This window comes from Streptomyces sp. NPDC001594 (assembly GCF_042893675.1).
Taxonomy (GTDB): Bacteria; Actinomycetota; Actinomycetes; order Streptomycetales; family Streptomycetaceae; genus Streptomyces.
Window position 1 is genome coordinate 312,397 of record NZ_JBIAVB010000004.1, and the last position, 14,569, is coordinate 326,965.

Consider the following 14,569-nt stretch of genomic DNA (forward strand, 5'->3'; position numbering starts at 1 on the left):
GGTCGAGCCCGGCTCGAAGACGGCCGACGGCCCTCCGCCCGGTGGGGCGGAGGGCCGTCGTCACGGCTGTCTGAGGTGGTCGGGCCCGAAGGCCTGCGGCAGCATCGCGCTCAGCGGGAGGATCCCGTCCGGTGTCTCCACCAGCAGGTCCGGGCCGCCGAACTCGTAGAGCAGCTGGCGGCAGCGGCCGCACGGGACGAGGATCTCGCCCTTGCCGTCCACGCACGTGAAGTGGGTGAGGCGGCCGCCGCCGGTGGCCTGGAGGGAGGAGACCAGGCCGCACTCGGCGCACAGGCCGAGGCCGTAGCTGGCGTTCTCGACGTTGCAGCCGGTGACCGTGCGCCCGTCGTCGACCAGCGCGGCCACCCCGACGGGGAAGCCCGAGTACGGGGCGTACGCGCGGGTCATCGCCGACCGCGCGGCCGTCCGCAGGGCTTCCCAGTCCACCACGGGGGCCGGGGTCACTTGCCCTGGCCCTTGCGGTACGGCATGCCGTCCGCCTTGGGCATCCGCAGGCGCTGCGCCGACAGGGCGAGCACCAGCAGCGTGGTGACGTACGGAGCGGCGTCCACGAACTGGCTGGGCACCTGGTCGGTGAGCGCGTACCAGACGAAGAGCCCGGCGGCGCAGACCGCGGCGATGCCGGCCTGGAGGTACTTCTTCTTGTACAGCTGCCAGGCGACGGCGAGCACGAGCAGGATCGCGATGAGCAGGAGCATCGCGTGCACGTTCTCGGCACCGCCGCGCAGGCGCAGGCTGTAGGTGAAGCCGAAGAGGCCCGAGCCGAGGGCCATGCCGCCCGGCATCCAGTTGCCGAAGATCATGGCGGCGAGACCGATGTAGCCGCGGCCGCCGGTCTGGCCCTCCTGGTAGATGCCGGTGGAGACGATCGCGAGGAACGCGCCGCCCAGGCCGGCCATCGCACCGGAGACGATCACGGCGATGTACTTGTACTTGTAGACGTTGACGCCGAGGGACTCGGCGGCCGTCGGGTTCTCACCGCAGGAGCGCAGGCGCAGGCCGAAGGCGGTCCGCCACAGCACCCACCAGGTGAGCGGGACCAGCAGCACGGCGACGACGGTCAGCAGCGAGAGGTTGGTGACCAGGCCGCCGAGGGCGCCGGCGGCGTCGGAGATCAGGAACCAGTGCTTGCCCTGGAGCGTCGCCAGTCCGTCCGAGAGGCCTGGGATGGTGATCTCGGTGATCGGGTCGATGCGCGGGGACTGCTTGGAGGAGCCGCCCGGGGTCTTGTCGAAGGTGAAGTTCGACAGGTACTGGGTGAAGCCGACGGCCAGGATGTTGATCGCCACACCGGAGACGATGTGGTTCACGTTGAACGTCACGGTGATGATCGCGTGCAGCAGCCCGCCGAGGGCGCCGCCGATGATGCCGAGGACGACACCGCTCCACGGGCCCCACTGGTAGCCGGCCCAGGCGCCGAACCAGGTGCCGAGGATCATCATGCCTTCGAGGCCGATGTTGACCACGCCGGCGCGCTCGGCCCACAGGCCGCCGAGGCCCGCGAGGGCGATCGGCACGGCGAGCTGGAGGGCGCCGGAGAACTGGCCGACGGAGGTCAGGTCGTTGGCGCCGGAGATCAGGCGGACCACGGAGACCAGCGCGAGGCCGGCCGCGACGATCAGCAGGATCCAGGGCAGGGTGAGCTTGCGGCGGCCGCCGCCCTTCTTGGGCGCGGCGCTCGTCGCGGAAACGGTGCTGGTGCTCACGCCGCGACCTCCTTGTTGTCGGTCTTGAGGGCATGGCCGGCGGCCAGCTCTTCGCCGACCTTCTGCTGCTGGCGGCGGATGCCGTAGCGGCGGACGAGCTCGTAGCTGACGACGACCGCGATCACGATCAGGCCCTGCATGATCGTGCCGATCTCCTTGGCGTAGCCCTCGGTGTCGAGACCGGCGGACGCCTTGTCGATGAAGGCGATCAGGAAGGCCGAGAAGAAGATGCCGATCGGGTTGTTGCGCCCGAGGAGCGCGACGGTGATGCCGGTGAAGCCGACGCCCAGCGGGAAGGACAGGTTGTACGTGTGCGACTCGCCGAGCAGCAGCGGCATACCGGTCAGACCGGCGACGGCGCCCGAGATGAGCATCGCGGTCATGATCATCTTCTTGGGCTCGACGCCGGAGGCCTGCGCGGCGGACTCGCTGGCGCCGGAGGCGCGCAGGTCGAAGCCGAAGCGGGTCCGGTTGAGGACGAACCAGTAGACGACGCCCAGCGCGAAGGCGACGAAGGTGAAGCCGTAGATGTCGCCGCCGGGCAGGGAGACGGCCGGGAACCAGCCGGACTCCGCGATGTCGCCGGTGGTGAGGTCGTTCGAGCCGGCCGGCTGCACGCCGAGGTTCTTCGGCAGGATCAGCCAGGCGATCAGCGAGGTCGCGATGGCGTTGAGCATGATCGTGGAGACGACCTCGCTCACGCCGCGGCGGGCCTTGAGGATGCCCGCGATGCCGGACCAGAAGGCACCGGTCGCCATGGCGATGACCACGATCAGCAGGATGTGCAGCGGCGCGGGCAGCGAGACCGCCGCGCCGACCACGGCGGAGACCATCGCCGCGAGGCGGTACTGGCCGTCGACGCCGATGTTGAAGAGGTTCATCCGGAAGCCGACGGCGACGGCCAGGGCCGCGAGGAAGTAGATGCCGGCCTGGTTGATGATCAGGACCTGGATGTCCTCGTAACCGGCCTGCTCGATCATGATCCGCAGCGGGTCGATCGGGTCCACGCCCGTGGCCGCCAGCACGATCATGGTCAGCACGAGGGCGCTGACCAGTGCGAGCACTGGTCCGGCGGCTGCCAGGAGCAGCCGGTCCTTGTCGAATTTCTTCATCGGGCCTCGTCCTCCGTGGTGTCGCCGTCGACCCCGGCGGAGTGGTCGTCATGGGCTTCGAGGTGCCCGCTGGCGGCGCCGGTCATGGCGGTGCCGAGCTCCTCGGGGGTGATCGTCGCCGGGTCGGCGTCGGCGACCAGACGGCCGCGGTAGATGACCCGGAGGGTGTCGGACAGGCCGATCAGCTCGTCCAGGTCGGCCGAGATCAGGAGCACGGCCAGGCCCTCGCGGCGGGCCTCGCGGATGGCGTCCCAGATCTGCGCCTGAGCGCCGACGTCCACACCGCGGGTGGGGTGGGCGGCGATCAGGAACTTGGGGTTGTGGCTCATCTCGCGGCCGACGATCAGCTTCTGCTGGTTGCCGCCGGAGAGGGAGGCCGCGGTGACCTCGATGCCGGGGGTGCGGACGTCGTACTCGCGCACGATCCGCTCGGTGTCCTTGCGGGCGGCCTTCGGGTCGAGGATGCCGCCCTTGGAGTTGGGCTTCTCGGTGACGTGGCCGAGGATGCGGTTCTCCCAGAGGGGGGACTCCAGCAGCAGGCCGTGCCGGTGGCGGTCCTCGGGGATGTAGCCGATGCCGCCCTCGCGGCGCTTGCGGACCGGCATCTTGGTGATGTCGGCGCCGTCGAGGGTGATGACGCCCGCGTCGGGGGCGAGCATGCCCATGAGGGCCTCGATCAGCTCCGTCTGGCCGTTGCCTTCGACGCCGGCGATGCCGAGGATCTCGCCCTTGTGGATGGTGAAGCCGATGCCGTCGAGCAGACGTCGGCCGACGTCCGCGCCCTCGTGCACGTAGGTGTCCTTGGGCAGGAGCAGCTTCGCCGAGCTCTCGGCAGCGACCTTCACGACACCGGTCTCGATCACCGTCAGGTTCTCGACCGTCAGCATCGGAGTCGTGGTCACCGTGGACTCGCGGGTCTCCGGCGACGGCAGCTCGGTGCCGACCATGAGCTCGGCGAGCTGCTTGGTCGTGGCCGTCTTCGGGTCGGCGGTGCCGACCGTGGTGCCGCGGCGGATGACGGTGATGTCGTCGGCGACCTTCAGCACCTCGCCCAGCTTGTGCGAGATGAAGATGACGGTCAGGCCCTCGGCCTTGAGCTCGCGCAGGTTGTCGAAGAGCGCGTCCACTTCCTGCGGCACGAGCACGGCGGTGGGCTCGTCGAGGATGAGGGTCTTGGCGCCGCGGTAGAGGACCTTGAGGATCTCCACGCGCTGGCGGTCGGCGACGCCGAGGTCCTCGATCAGGGCGTCGGGACGGACGCCGAGGCCGTAGGCGTCCGAGATCTCCATGATCTTCTTGCGGGCCTTGCCGCCGATGCCGTGGAGCTTCTCGCCGCCGAGGACGACGTTCTCCAGCACGGTGAGGTTGTCGGCCAGCATGAAGTGCTGGTGGACCATGCCGATGCCGCGGGCGATGGCGTCGCCCGGGTTGTGGAAGGAGACCTGCTCCCCGTCGACGGCGATGGTGCCCTCGTCCGGCTTCTGCATGCCGTAGAGGATCTTCATCAGGGTCGACTTGCCGGCACCGTTCTCACCGATGAGGGCGTGGACCGTGCCCTTGCGGACGGAGATGGCGATGTCCTTGTTGGCGACGACGCCGGGGAAACGCTTGGTGATGCCGTGCAGTTCTACGGCGAGAGGGGGGCTGGACGCGTTGATGACGCACTCTCCTTGGCGCGGAAGGAGCCGGATTGAGCCAAGTGGCAGGAGGACAGGGCGGGGATCGGCCGGGCGGGTGGGCGGGAGAGGGACGGTATCGCGTCCACGATGCCTCTACGCGCGTAGCACTGTCGGAAGTGAAAACTTGCGGCCAAGTGGCCACAAGTTCGCACGGACTGGAGGCGAATACGCGGCTCGGGGTCCGGGAGCGGGTTGACCGCTTCCGGACCCCGGAGACCACGACTCAGGTGTCAGACAGGGGCCTTACGGCGCGGTCTTGACGGTGATCTTCTTGGCGATGATGTCGGCCTTGGCCTTCTCCACCGCGGCGGTGAGGTCGGTCATCGCCTTGTACTGCGGGTTGGAGTCGGCCAGCGCGACACCGTTCTTGTCCAGGCCGTAGCGGACCTCGCCGGACTCCGGCTTGCCGTCCTTGACCGACTTGATCAGGTCGAAGACCGCGAGGGAGACGTCCTTGGTGACCGAGGTCAGGATGTGGTCCTTGTACTTCGCCAGACCGGGCTGGTTGTACTGGTCGGAGTCGACGCCGATGGCCCACTTGCCGGCGGAGGAGGCGGCCTCGATGGCGCCCGAGCCCGCGAGACCGGCGGCCGCGTAGATCACGTCGGCGCCACCGTCGAGCTGGCCCTTGGCGGCGGCCTTGCCGAGGTCCGGCTTGGCGAAGCCCGAGAAGTCCGGCGGCTGGGTCAGGTAGGCCGACAGCACCTTGGCGTTCGGGTTGGTGTCCTTGACGCCCTGCTCGAAGCCCGCCTGGAACTTCTTGATCAGCGGAACCTCGACACCGCCGATGAAGCCGACCGTGCCCGTCTTCGACGCCTTGGCGGCGGCGACGCCGGCCAGGTAGGAGCCCTGCTCCTCGTTGAAGACCAGGTTGGCGATGTTCGCGCCGGTCTTCGAGGTGTCGTCGATGATGCCGAAGGTGGTCTTCGGGAACTTCTTCGCGACCTTCTCGATGGCCGGGGCGTAGGAGAAGCCGACGCCGATGACCGGGTTGTTGCCCTTGCGCGCGAGCTCGGTGAGGCGCTGGACCTTGTCGGCCTCGCTCTCGCCCTCGGTCGGCTCCGCCTCGGCGGTCTTGACCTTGAGCTCCTTCTCGGCCTTCTCCAGACCCGCGTAGGCGGCGTCGTTGAACGACTGGTCGCCACGGCCGCCGACGTCGTACGCGATGGCGGCGCTGGCGGCCTTCGACTCCGACGAGGACGAGGAGGAGGACGAGCTGTCCGAGGACTTCTTTCCGCCACAGGCGGTGGCCGAGAGGGCCAGCGCCGCGGACGCGATGCCCACGGTGGCGATCCTGGTGATCCGGCGCAAGGGGAGGCTCCTTCAAAACCTGACCGAAGCGCCACGACCGGCGCTGGTTTCGCGGCGATCGTAACGCGCGTAGATGTCAGTTAAAGGCCCGTTCATGAGTCGTTATCGGATCGTCGCGAACCGGACAGTGACCGGTTGGTAACCGCGCGGGCGTCCAGCCCTTGTGTACCAAGGGCTGGACAGCTTCGGCAGAGGACTCGCGGATGCTGTACAGAGATTTACTTGATTTTTTACGTGGAGGGCCTTGTACGGCGTCCGTCGAGCAGGGCGGCGGCCGTGAAGAACTCCACGCCCACCGCGATCGCGGACTCGTCGACGTCGAAGTCGCCCCGGTGCAGGTCCCGCTTGGCGGTGTCGCCGGGCTTGCGGACGCCGAGGCGGGCCATGGCGCCCGGCACGTGCTCCAGGTACCAGGAGAAGTCCTCGCCGCCCAGGCTCTGCTCGGTGTCCTCGACCGACTCGACGCCGCGCCGGGCCGCCATCGACTCCCGGAGCAGCTCGGTGACCACCGGGTCGTTCACCACGGGCGGCACCCCGCGCACGTGGTTGATCTCGAACTTAGCCCCGTGCATCGTCGCGACCTCGTCGATGGCCGCGTGGATCATGTCCGGGGCCTCGTACCAGGCGTTCAGGTCCAGGCAGCGGATCGTGCCGGAGAGCTCCGCGTGCATCGGGATGACGTTGCAGGCGTGCCCGGCCTCGATCCGGCCCCAGGTGACGGACATGCCCGAGCGGGCGTCCATCCGGCGGGCCAGCAGGGCCGGCACGTCCACGGCGACCCGGGCGGCGGCGGTGACCATGTCGGTGGTCAGGTGCGGGCGGGCGGTGTGGCCGCCGGGGCCCGTGAGGGTGACCTCCAGCCGGTCGCAGGCCGAGGTGATGGGCCCGGACCGCAGTCCGATCCGCCCGGCGTCCACGCGCGGGTCGCAGTGCACCGCGATCATCTGGCCGACGCCCTCCAGCACCCCGGAGTCGATGGCCTCGGTGGCCCCGCCCGGGAGCACCTCCTCGGCGGGCTGGAACAGCAGCCGCACCGGGCGCGGGAGCAGGCCCTGGCGGTCGAGCTCGGCGAGGACCAGGCCGGCGCCGAGGACCACGGAGGTGTGCACGTCGTGGCCGCAGGCGTGGGCGCGGTCCGGGACGGTGGAGCGGTACGGGACGTGCGTCTTGGCGTCGGGGATGGGCAGGGCGTCGATGTCCGCGCGCAGGGCCAGCATCGGCCGGCCCCCGTCCCAGGTGCCGACGTCACAGATGAGGCCCGTGCCGGACTTCAGCACCCGTGGTCGCAGCCCCGCCTTCTCCAGCCGCGCCTTGATCGCCGCCGTGGTGCGGAACTCCTGGTGCCCGAGTTCGGGGTGCATGTGCAAATCGCGGCGGAAGTCGATCAGTTCGGCACGCAGGTGATCCGGAAGCTTGCCGGGCAGCTCGGGCCGGTCGGGCTTGCCGGGCAGGGCGGGCAGGGACTCGCGGGACATCAACTGGTTCACCCGTTTAAGGGTAGGCGCACGGATGGGTCAACTGTCTGGAGATCACCAGAAATTCATGCCGTTAGGGGAAAGAAAAGAGGCCTCTGGACGCATGATCGGATGCGCCCGGGGGTAAACTCGCGCGCTCATCCGGCCGCGGGAGCCGCTCCCAGCGGGAGTCTGCGCACATCACGGGCGGTGTCGGTGACGCCGGCGAGGAAGCCGCGGGCCCTGGGCGAGGCGGTGGCGGTGAGCCAGGCGGGGTCGATACCGCACACGGCGACCGTCACGCCGGTGCCGGTGAGCGCGTACGGCAGCGTGTGGACGACCGTGGACGGAAAGCTGACGACCGTCCGGCCGATGGGGCCCCGCCGGGCGATCAGCTCCAGCGGCAGGTCCGGCCGGACGATCTCCAGCCCGGTCGCCTCGCTCAGCGCGCGCAGCTTCTCCGGCGACTCGCGGCGGTGCGCGAAGTAGCGGGTCACTCCGTGCTCCCGGGCCAGGGCGCGCACGGCGTCCAGGTAGCGGAACGGGTCCACCACCCCGGTCTCCACCAGGGAGGTGCCCACGAGGTCGGTGCCCCTGGTCAGGCGGGGCGGGCCGAAGCGGGCCCGGGTCCAGGCGAAGTCGTTGACCCGCAGCCGGGCGCCGGGCGGCGGGGTGACCGGCATCGAGGTGAAGAGCTCGACGGCGTGCCCGTCGCGCGGGGTCAGCCGGCGCCGGGCGGCGGCCGACACGGGGGCGTACGCGAGCTCCCGCGCCCGGGACGCGGCCCCGCCGCCGCTGCGGTGCCAGCGGCGCAGCCGCTCGCCGCGGCCGAGCTGGGCGACGAACTCCATGGTGGCGGTGCCGTCGTCCACGACGACCAGCTCGGCGGCCCGGGCCGGGACCAGCAGCAGCTGGAGGAAGCGGGAGAAGGGGTCGCCGACCACGATCCGCTCCGCCCGGCGCACGGCGGGGGCGAGGGCGGCCAGGGCGCCCGCCGGGGAGCCGGAGCCGCCGCGGGCCTCCTGCCAGTGCACGGTGTGGCCCTCGTCCCGGACGAGCCCGGCGACCCGGCGCAGCTGGCCCCGGGACATGGGGTCGGTCGGGGGGACGACGACGATGCGCAGCCCGCCGGCGGCGGCCGTGCCGGGGCCGGACCGGTCGCGGGCGGGGGCGGGGTCGCGGGCGGGGTTGCGGTCGCGGTCGCGGGCTGGATCGCGGTCGCGGGCGGGGCCGGGCTGGCGGGGGACGGTGGTCAGCAGGGGGCCGTCATCCCGGCGCCGGGTGTGGGCCCACTCCAGCACGTTGAGGAGCTGGACCGGGCTCTCCACGAGGGCCAGGGTGGGGGCTGAGGGGTTCACGACGTACTCCGCTCTGGGGAGGAGGGCCGGGAGGGTCAGGAGGCCGCGGGGGCCGGGGCCGGGAGGGTGCCCTGGACGCGGCGGAGCTTCTTCATGGGGGCGAGCTCGGAGTCGTAGACCTTCTTCACGCCGTCGCCGAGGGCGGTCTCGATGGTGCGGATGTCGCGCACGAGGCGGGTGAGGCCGCCGGGCTCGACGGAGGCGGCCTGGTCGGAGCCCCACATCGCCCGGTCGAGGGTGATGTGCCGCTCGACGAAGACGGCGCCGAGGGCGACGGCGGCGAGGGTGGTCTGCAGGCCGGTCTCGTGGCCGGAGTAGCCGACGGGGACGTTCGGGTACTCCTCCTGGAGGGTGTTGATCACCCGCAGGTTGAGCTCCTCGGCCTTGGCGGGGTAGGTCGAAGTGGCGTGGCAGAGCAGGATGTTGTCGCTGCCGAGGACCTCGACGGCGTGCCGGATCTGCTTCGGGGTGGACATGCCGGTGGAGAGCACGACCGTGCGGCCGGTGGCGCGCAGGGCGCGCAGCAGTTCGTCGTCGGTGAGGCAGGCGGAGGCCACCTTGTGGGCGGGGAGGTCGAACTTCTCCAGGAAGGCGACGGCGTCGGTGTCCCAGGGGGAGGCGAACCAGTCGATGCCGCGCTTGGCGCAGTGCTCGTCGATGGCGAGGTAGTCGGACTCGCCGAACTCGACGCGGTGGCGGTAGTCGATGTAGGTCATGCGGCCCCAGGGGGTGTCGCGTTCGACGTCCCACTGGTCGCGGGGGGTGCACAGCTCGGGGGTGCGCTTCTGGAACTTGACGGCGTCGCAGCCGGCCTCGGCGGCGGCGTCGATCAGGGCGAAGGCGGTGCCGAGGTCTCCGTTGTGGTTGATGCCGATCTCGCCGACGACGTAGACGGGGCGGCCGGGGCCGGCGATGCGCGTGCCGAGGGTGCGGAGGCGGGGGTTGAGGGGGGCGACGGTCATGGCGTCGGGCGTCCTTCGGTCGGGGGTGCGGGGTGGGTGGGGTGCGGGAGCCGGGTCGAGGAGGGGTGCGAGGAGGCGGGCGCGGGCGAGGTCGTGCGGGTCGTCGACCTCCAGGACCCGGGCCGGGTCGGCGGGGACGGGCAGGACCCGCCCGAAGAAGCGGTGGCGGGCGGCGCGCAGGCGGCCGGCTCGGCGGTGACCGCAGCGGCGGGGGCGGTGCCCGAGGCGGGGGCCGGGGTGGTGGTGCGGGGCGGGGTGGTCACAGTTCGCCCAGGCGGCGGATCGCCGGGGCCACGCGCTGGACCCCGTGCCGGTAGGCGCCCCGGGCGGCCTCGCGCAGCCGGCCCCGCACCCAGCGCCGTGCCGCCGACTCCCCGCGCGGGAGGGCCCCCGGCAGCGGGGTCCCGTCGGGGGCGAGGTGCTGCCGGGCGAGGATCCCGGGGAGGTATCCGGGGGCGGTCTCCAGGGTGTAGTACGGCGCCACGGGCGCGAGCCGCTCCTCCCCCAGCAGGCGGGCGAGACGCTCCCGTGCGGCGGCGTACGGGTCGGCGGGCGCCGGATCCCCGAGGTCGGCCGCCCCGGCGGGCCGAGGACCGGCGGGGGTGGCCGAGCCGGCGGGCCGGGGACCTGCGGGGGCGGCCGCACCGGCGGCCGGCCCGGGACCGGCGGGACCGGCGGGCGCCGGATTCCCGGGGGCGGCCGGGGCGGCCGGGGGCGTCGGGGGGCGGCGGGCGGTTGGGACGCCGTGGGTTGCGAGCCAGGTTGGGGCGGCCTGGGGGAGGAGGCCCGCGTCCAGCTGGTCCCATGAGGCCAGGCAGCCCGAGCCGAGGAAGTGCTGGTTGCCGAGGGACTCGCGGATGCCGAGGTCGGTCAGGACGGCGGTCGGGACGCCCCGGTGGAGGGACTCCAGGGCGGCCGTGGAGGAGACGGTGACCAGCAGGTCGGTGGTGTCCAGGACCTCGCCCATGTGGCCGTAGACCAGCCGCAGGTTCGGCGGGAGGCCGCCGGGGAGGCGTTCGGCCAGGCGCTGGTAGGGGTGCTCCTCCAGGTGGGTGGTGTGCTCCCCCGGCCGGCTGCGGAGTTTGACCAGCACCTCCCGGTCCGGGTGCAGCCGTGCGTGCCCGGCGGCCCGGCCCAGCAGGTAGGCGCGGTCCGCGCGGGCCTCGGGCACGGAGGGCTGCACCGCGAAGACCACCCGGTGGGTGCGGTCCCCGGCGGGCGCGTACGGGGCCCCGTCCAGGAAGGGCAGGGCGGTCTCGGTGACGGCGCCCGGGTCGGCGCCCACGCCCGCGTAGACGGCGCGGAAGCGCTCCGCGTCGTGGCGGGAGTTGGCGAGGACCAGGTCGGCGCCGTGCCGCAGCAGCAGGCCGTCGGCGAGCTTCTCGTAGACCACGCCCACGTACCCGGTGACGAACACGGGCCGCCGGGAGGGCTCCGGCCACAGGGCCCGGGCCCCGTGCAGGACGGCCTGGACGGCGCCGCCGACGAGGGCGAGGACGACCACGTCGTACCGTTCGCGGCCGAGCTCCGCGAGGAATTCCGCGCAGGTCACCTCCACCGGCGCGGCGTCCGCCCCCACCCCCGCCTCGCCGAGCTGGCGGGCGGTGGGGGTGGCGCGGCCGCGCAGGAGGTACCCGGAGATCCGCTGGTCCGCGGGGGTGTCGCAGGGGGCGAGGCGGCGGGCCGTGAGGGCGCCCCATTTCCATCGCGTATCGGAATCGGCGAGTACGGCGATCCGCTGATCGGCCCGGCTTCCGCTGAGTGGCTCTGGCACCCGGCAGAAGCTATTCCGCATTTCCGCTGGTCGGCCCAACGAGCGCACAACGCCGGGTTAACAACCCGTCGACGAAATGCGAAAGCGCCCTGGTTAACGCGAACGCCCCGCGTCGTTCACATGGAATACGCGTCGGGGCCACGGTGAATGCCGGGCCGCGCCCTAGGGTCTCGTGGGTGCTCAAGCTCTCTGTGGTCGTGCCGTTCTACAACGTGCAGACGTATGCCCCGGACGCCCTGCGGAGTCTCGAACTCAACGCCCGCGAGGATTTCGAGTTCCTGCTCGTCGACGACCGTTCCACGGACGGGACGCCCGGGCTGCTGGAGCGGGCCGCCGCGACCCTGCCGGGGGCGGTGCTGCTCAGACGGGAGCGCAACGGCGGGCTGGCGACCGCCCGCAACACCGGGCTGGACGCGGCGCGCGGGCGCTACCTCGCCTTCCTGGACGGCGACGACTGGCTGGCGCCGGGGCACCTGGCCCGCACCCTGACCGCCATCGAGGCCCTGGACTGCGACTTCGTCCGGACCGACCACGTGCAGGTGACGGGCCGTGAGCGGGTCGTGCAGCGGGTGCCGTACGGGCCGGAGTCGGTGGTGGCCGATCCGCGCGCCGGGATCCTGCCCGCGTCGCGGGCCACAGCGGTGGACTATCCGTACGCCTGGGCCGGGATGTACCACCGGCGGCTGCTGGACCGGGGGCTGCTGCACTTCACCGACGGGCTGCGGACGGCGGAGGACCGGCCGTGGATCTGGCGGCTGCACCGGGAGGCGGAGTCCTTCGCGACGGTCGGCCTGCCGGGGGTGTTCTACCGGCGGGGTATTTCCACCTCGTTGACGCAGATCGGGGACGAGCGCCAGCTCGATTTCATCCGGGCATTCGACCAGGTGCTCGGCGAGACGGCCGCCGACCGGGAATCCGAACTCTTGATCCCCAAAGCCGTCCGAACGTATTGCGCAATTATCGCGCACCATATCGGCTCGATCGAAAGGTTCGAACCGGCCGTGGCGAAAAAACTCCGTTCGGCGAGTGCGGACGCACTCGCCCGCATGCCCCGCGCGGTGCTGGAACGGGCCCTGGACTCGATGGACGCCGAACGTTCCGCCCTGCTGCGCAGGCTGCGCCGCCGCACCCCCTTCGGGGCGGCGGCGTGAACGTGACGCAGGTCTTCCTCGCCTCCACCCTCTACGGCGCGGCCACCCTCGCCGCCGCCCTCGACGCGGGCTGCTTCCCGCCGGCCGGCCGCCGGATCCTGCTGACCAGCAACCACTCCCCCGCCCCCGAGGCCACCCCGGGCCTGGACACCATGCCGGGCTTCGCCGCGCTGCGCTCCCGCTTCGACGAGGTGCTCGACTGGAACGCGGTCGTCGCCCCGCACCACCCCGGCGTCTGGGCGCCGCGCCCGGAGGACGTCCCGCTGTGGGAGCGGCAGCTGCGGCGGCTGTGGGGGCTGGGCGGGGACCGGGTCGAGCTGGTCGTGGAGTCGCTCCAGGTGCCGCCCGCGCAGAGCCTGTGCCGGCTGTTCCCGGGCGCGGCGGTCGACGTCTACGCCGACGGGCTCATGTCGTACGGGCCCACCCGCTTCCGGCTCGACCCGCAGATCGGGATGCGGGTGCGCCGGGTGCTGCACCTGGACCTGGTGCCGGGGCTGGAGCCGCTGCTGCTGACCGAGTTCGGGGTGCGGGGGGAGCTGGTCCCGGCCCCGGCCGTGCTGAAGGTCTTCGCCGAGCTGGCGGACCTGGCGGACCCCCTGCCCGGCGCGGACGCCGGTACGGACGAGGAGCCGCCCGCGCTGCTGCTGGGCCAGTACCTGTCCGCGCTGGAGCTGATGTCCCCGGACGAGGAGGAGGAGCTGCACGCCGCGATGGTGCGCGGGGCCCACGAGTGGGGCCACCGGGACCTGGTGTTCAAACCGCATCCGAGCGCCCCGGCGGCGTACGCGCGGCGGGCCCGGGCGGAGGCCGACCGGCTGGGGGCCCGGCTGACGGTGCTGGACGCGCCGGTGCTGGCCGAGACCCTGTACCGGCGGCTGCGCCCGGCGCTGGTGGTGGGCTGCTTCTCGACCGGGCTGCTGACGGCCCGGGCCCTGTACGGGATCCCCGTGGCGCGGACCGGTACCGGGGCCCTGCTGGACCGGCTGGCCCCGTACCAGAACAGCAACCGGATCCCGCTGACGCTGGTGGACGCGCTGGTCCCGGACCTGGACGGGCCCCCGCAGGATCCCCCCGCCGACCTGCCCGGCCTGGTCGCGGCGGTGGGCTTCACGATGCAGCCCCGCATCCTGCCGGACCGCCGCCCCGCGGCCGAGGCGTACCTGGCCCGGCACCTCGACCCGTACACCCGGCGCTACTTCGGCCGCCGCCGGCTGACCGCGCTGGGCCTGCCGGGCGGGATCCCGCGGCGGCTGGCGTTCCTGCCCCGCCACCGTGCCGTGCGGCGGGCGGCGCACCGCCTGCGCAGGCGGCTGGGCCGCCTCGGAGTCGGTTCCTGACGCCGGTCAGCTCATGGCGAGCTTGGCGGCGAAGCCGAGGAAGATCACGCCCGCCGCCGAGGTCGCCCCGGCCGAGAGCCGCTTGCGGCGCCGGAAGGCGGCCGACAGGCGGGTGCCGGTGAAGATCAGGGTGGACAGGTAGGCGAGGCTGACCAGCTGCGAGACGGTCCCGAGCAGCAGGAACGACAGCGCCGGGTGGGCGTACCCGGGGTCGACGAACTGCACGAAGAACGACAGCAGGAACAGGATGGCCTTCGGGTTGAGCAGGCTGACCAGCAGCGCCCGCCGGTACGGCCGCTCGGCCGCGCCCGCGGCCTCCGGCCCCGCCGGGCCGGTCTCCTCGTCACGCGTCCGCCGCGCCCGCCACATGGCCCACGCGGCCCGCATCATGCCGATGGCCAGCCAGCCCAGGTAGCCGGCGCCGAGCACCTTGACCACGCCGAACAGCACCGGGCTGGCCTTGAGCAGGGCCCCCGCGCCGACGGCGGTGAGCACCATCAGCACGCTGTCCCCGGTGAACACGCCGAAGGCGGCCTTGTAGCCCGCCCGCACCCCGCGCCGCGAGGCGACGGACAGGACGTAGAGGGAGTTCGGCCCGGGCAGCAGAACGATCAGCAGCACCGCGGCGAGATAAGTAGGAAGATCTGTCACACCCAGCATGCGCAGGAGTGTCCCATAGGTACGCACCTGTCACGCCAGTGGGT

Annotated in this window: 12 protein-coding genes; 2 read left to right on the plus strand and 10 right to left on the minus strand. The window is 72.3% G+C overall.

Annotation, left to right across the window (positions count from 1 at the left end; translation table 11 throughout):
- Positions 1-60: 60 nt before the first annotated feature.
- The 9 genes from ACFY0O_RS10395 to ACFY0O_RS10435 form a co-directional block, all read right to left on the minus strand.
- Positions 61-465 (minus strand): cytidine deaminase, encoded by a 405-nt coding sequence (locus ACFY0O_RS10395; RefSeq protein ID WP_358893567.1) that lies wholly within the window; start codon positions 463-465, stop codon positions 61-63.
- A complete protein-coding gene (locus tag ACFY0O_RS10400; RefSeq protein WP_388945222.1) occupies positions 462-1,727 on the minus strand; it encodes an ABC transporter permease in 1,266 nt (421 codons plus the stop codon). The genes ACFY0O_RS10395 and ACFY0O_RS10400 overlap by 4 nt, the downstream gene beginning before the upstream one ends.
- Positions 1,724-2,839, minus strand: coding sequence for an ABC transporter permease (locus ACFY0O_RS10405; RefSeq protein ID WP_358893565.1), 1,116 nt, complete (start codon positions 2,837-2,839; stop codon positions 1,724-1,726). Before ACFY0O_RS10405 ends, ACFY0O_RS10400 begins: the two co-directional genes overlap by 4 nt.
- On the minus strand, positions 2,836-4,497 hold the full coding sequence (locus ACFY0O_RS10410; protein ID WP_388945609.1) for an ABC transporter ATP-binding protein: 1,662 nt from the start codon (positions 4,495-4,497) through the stop codon (positions 2,836-2,838). Before ACFY0O_RS10410 ends, ACFY0O_RS10405 begins: the two co-directional genes overlap by 4 nt.
- Positions 4,498-4,761: 264 nt before the next feature.
- Positions 4,762-5,829 (minus strand): BMP family protein, encoded by a 1,068-nt coding sequence (locus ACFY0O_RS10415; protein WP_388945224.1) that lies wholly within the window; start codon positions 5,827-5,829, stop codon positions 4,762-4,764.
- Positions 5,830-6,059: 230 nt separating this feature from the next.
- Positions 6,060-7,304 carry an amidohydrolase gene (locus tag ACFY0O_RS10420; RefSeq protein WP_358893618.1) on the minus strand — a complete coding sequence of 415 codons (1,245 nt, stop codon included), beginning with the start codon at positions 7,302-7,304 and terminating at the stop codon, positions 6,060-6,062.
- Positions 7,305-7,441: 137 nt separating this feature from the next.
- Positions 7,442-8,641 (minus strand): hypothetical protein, encoded by a 1,200-nt coding sequence (locus ACFY0O_RS10425; RefSeq protein WP_388945227.1) that lies wholly within the window; start codon positions 8,639-8,641, stop codon positions 7,442-7,444.
- Positions 8,642-8,676: 35 nt separating this feature from the next.
- Complete coding sequence (locus ACFY0O_RS10430) at positions 8,677-9,603, minus strand: N-acetylneuraminate synthase family protein (RefSeq protein ID WP_388945230.1); 927 nt, start codon at positions 9,601-9,603, stop codon at positions 8,677-8,679.
- A 259-nt stretch (positions 9,604-9,862) separates the two neighbouring features.
- Entirely contained in the window at positions 9,863-11,398 is a 1,536-nt protein-coding gene (locus ACFY0O_RS10435) for a DUF6716 putative glycosyltransferase (protein WP_388945232.1), read from the minus strand.
- 155 nt (positions 11,399-11,553) lie between these two features.
- Between ACFY0O_RS10435 and ACFY0O_RS10440 the strand changes: the two genes are divergently transcribed.
- Both ACFY0O_RS10440 and ACFY0O_RS10445 read left to right on the plus strand, forming a co-directional pair.
- Positions 11,554-12,528, plus strand: a complete 975-nt coding sequence (locus ACFY0O_RS10440; RefSeq protein ID WP_388945235.1) for a glycosyltransferase family 2 protein — start codon at positions 11,554-11,556, stop codon at positions 12,526-12,528.
- Entirely contained in the window at positions 12,525-13,865 is a 1,341-nt protein-coding gene (locus tag ACFY0O_RS10445; RefSeq protein ID WP_388945238.1) for a polysialyltransferase family glycosyltransferase, read from the plus strand. The genes ACFY0O_RS10440 and ACFY0O_RS10445 overlap by 4 nt, the downstream gene beginning before the upstream one ends.
- Before the next feature lie 6 nt (positions 13,866-13,871).
- Here the strand turns inward: ACFY0O_RS10445 and leuE are convergent, their stop codons facing one another.
- Positions 13,872-14,525, minus strand: coding sequence for a leucine efflux protein LeuE (gene leuE / locus ACFY0O_RS10450; protein ID WP_358893559.1), 654 nt, complete (start codon positions 14,523-14,525; stop codon positions 13,872-13,874).
- Between the last annotated feature and the right edge of the window lie 44 nt (positions 14,526-14,569).